Origin of the sequence: Kitasatospora sp. RG8 (genome assembly GCF_017813315.1) — a bacterium.
Taxonomy (GTDB): domain Bacteria; phylum Actinomycetota; class Actinomycetes; order Streptomycetales; family Streptomycetaceae; genus Kitasatospora.
Genome location: NZ_JAGIYX010000019.1, coordinates 1 through 2,370, shown reverse-complemented (window position 1 = coordinate 2,370; position 2,370 = coordinate 1). Strand labels below are relative to the sequence as shown.

The 2,370-nt window shown below is 79.0% G+C and carries 3 protein-coding genes and 1 pseudogene; 3 read left to right on the top strand and 1 reads right to left on the bottom strand.

Annotated features, from left to right (window positions below; all coding sequences use genetic code 11):
- The first annotated feature begins 124 nt into the window (after window positions 1-124).
- Together J5Y04_RS25630 and J5Y04_RS25625 are read left to right on the top strand one after the other, a co-directional pair.
- The gene (locus J5Y04_RS25630) at window positions 125-790 is read left to right on the top strand and encodes a type VII secretion system-associated protein (protein WP_209414672.1); all 666 of its coding nucleotides are present in this window, start codon (window positions 125-127) and stop codon (window positions 788-790) included.
- 116 nt (window positions 791-906) lie between these two features.
- Window positions 907-1,386 (top strand): hypothetical protein, encoded by a 480-nt coding sequence (locus J5Y04_RS25625; RefSeq protein WP_209414670.1) that lies wholly within the window; start codon window positions 907-909, stop codon window positions 1,384-1,386.
- Window positions 1,387-1,520: 134 nt separating this feature from the next.
- On the opposite strand, the gene J5Y04_RS25620 is transcribed toward J5Y04_RS25625, so the two are convergent.
- Complete coding sequence (locus J5Y04_RS25620; RefSeq protein WP_209414668.1) at window positions 1,521-1,841, bottom strand: hypothetical protein; 321 nt, start codon at window positions 1,839-1,841, stop codon at window positions 1,521-1,523.
- Window positions 1,842-1,851: 10 nt separating this feature from the next.
- Between J5Y04_RS25620 and J5Y04_RS25615 the strand changes: the two are divergent.
- Window positions 1,852-2,370, top strand: a pseudogene (locus J5Y04_RS25615) (hypothetical protein); the annotation flags it as partial.

The following is a 2,370-nucleotide window of genomic DNA, read 5'->3' as shown; positions in this document are numbered from 1 at the left end:
GGGGTCCGGCACGCGGGCGCCGGTCCTGAGGGGGTGAACGCGGCTCCGGACGCGGGCCGTAGAAGGGGGAGACGGGGCGGTCGCGGCGGCCGCGAGGGGCGAACGAGTCGACAGGAGCGTTGTTGTGACCGTGTCGGACGAGCGTGCGGGTGGGACGGCGGCCAGTGGGGCGGGCGGCGAAGGGGCCGTCGTACCGGACGTGATCGGGGTTCCCGACCACATCGCCGCCGCTGCCAGGGTGGCCCCGGGGCACTGGATCGGGCTGGTCGACCCGGCCTGGGCGGGCGACGGGCCGCCGCCCGCCTGGGCGGTCATCGGCCAGTGGCGCGCGGGGGAGGACGGCGGCGTCGAGGAGTTCGCGGCGAACGAGGAGTACCGGATGTCGCCGCTCGCGCTGGAGTGGCCCGCGCCGACCGACCCGGTCGACGCCGCCGGTCAGTTGTCCGTGACCGGGTACGGGCCGCCGGGCGACGTCTACCGCGCACTGGCGTCGGCACAGGTCGCCGTGCCGCTGGACGGGGAGGGCGGCGTCGCCGGCATCGAGCTGCCGGACGGGGAGACGGTGGCCGTCGTCTTCACGGCGCGGTCGTGGCTGGCGGCCGCCGGCGGTCCGGAGCACGCCGTGCTCGGCGTCGCGGACCTGCTGGAACGGCTGCCGCGGGGGTGCCGCATCCTGGTCAATCCCGGTGCCCCGGCCGCGATGCGGCTGGAGCAGGACGCCCTGCGGGAGCTGGTCGAGGAGCGGGTGCGGTCCGGCGGTCCTGAGCCGTCGCTCCGTCCCTTCGGCTGAGCGGCCGGTGAACGCCCCCGGGCCTGCCGGCCGTTCCTCCGGGTGAGGGTGCCCCGGCGCCGGCCGCAGCCGCGGCGGTGCCGGACCGGGGCCGAGGACGACGGGAGCGGGTACCGATGGCGGGGACGGGCGAGCGGGCGGACCGCGGGGTGCGGCAGGGCCCGGACGGTGGATTCCGGCTCGCGGCGGTGTTCGACCGTGTCGACCCGGTGACCGGGCCGGGCTTCGCCCCGGACCGGGCCGTCGTCGACGACCCGGAGGAACTCGCCGCCCTCGTCGCGTACCTGCGGGCCGGGGCGGCGGTGCTGATGACGCCGATGCTCATGGACGACGTGCTGGACGCGACCCGCAGGGGCGTCGTCCCGCTGCACTACCGCACCGACGGCGAGTGGATCTGGACCGACACCGTGACCTACTACCTGGAGCGGTACGCCCTCGCGCCCGAAGCCGCCCTGCGCTCGCACGTCCGGGAGCGGGGGGTGTTCGGCCCGGCCCCGGACGCGGAGACCGTGCAGCGGGCCGCGGACTTCGTCCTGAACCCGCCGGAGCCGCCGCGACCGGTCTGGCGGCCGGACGGCAGCGCGCCCACCGGATAGCCTTCCGGTCCGGCCGGCGTGACGAATTCGGGGGCCTCTGAACCCGCCGCGGCCCGCCGTCCGTGGGTACGGGTGGACGGTCCGTCGTCCGGCCGGTGAGGGCCGGAGCGGCGGCCTCCTGCGAGCGTCGTCGTCTAGGGCCAGGGGGCCATCGTGGGCAAGAACCGGAACGGCCGCGGGAACCAGCCGGACGAGCCGGCCGGCGGCGGGTACGAACTGCCGGTGGTGGCGTGGGTGGTGCCGCAGTCGCCGGCCGCCGGCCCGTCCGGGGCACCGGGGGCCGGGACGGCCGCGAACGCGGCGGCGGCCGAGACGGCCGATACCGCCGAACTGCCTCCGACGGCGGCCGGCGAGGCCTCGACGACGGCCCGCACGCCCGCCTCGACGACGGCCTCCCCGACCACCTCCCCGACCGCATCCACGACGGCCCGGACGACGGCCCGGACGACGGCCACGACGGCAGGGGTGGCCACAGGCCCGGTGCCGCCCGTCAGGGGTGGGCAGAACGGGGCCGGCGCGGCCGCCGGAGCGCCCGCCGCAGCGGCCGGTGGCGAAGCCCGCGGGGGTCTCGTCGCCGTCCCCGGACAGGAGCTGGAGCCCCCCGCGCCCGGGGAGGCCGGGCCGCGCCGGATCTCCAGGCCGATGATCGCCGCGGCGGCCGTCGCCGGGCTGGTGCTGGTCGGGCTGCCCCTGGTCTTCTCCGACCTCGGCGGCGACGACCCGCACCCGGGTGCGGACGGCCCGCCCCCGGCCGGGTACACCCAGCAGGACGGCGGCGGCGACGGGTTCGTCCCGGGCACCGACGCGCACGGCAACGTCGGCGACCCGGCCCAGCCGGCGGGGCAGCCACCGCAGCCCGGGCCGGGTGACGGCGCCGCGGCGGCAGGCGGGGCCGCGGCCGGCGGTGCCGGCGCGGCCACCGGCGGGGACGGGCAGGCGGCCCCCGCCGCCGGGCAGTCCGTCGCGCCCGGCGCCCCGGCGTCC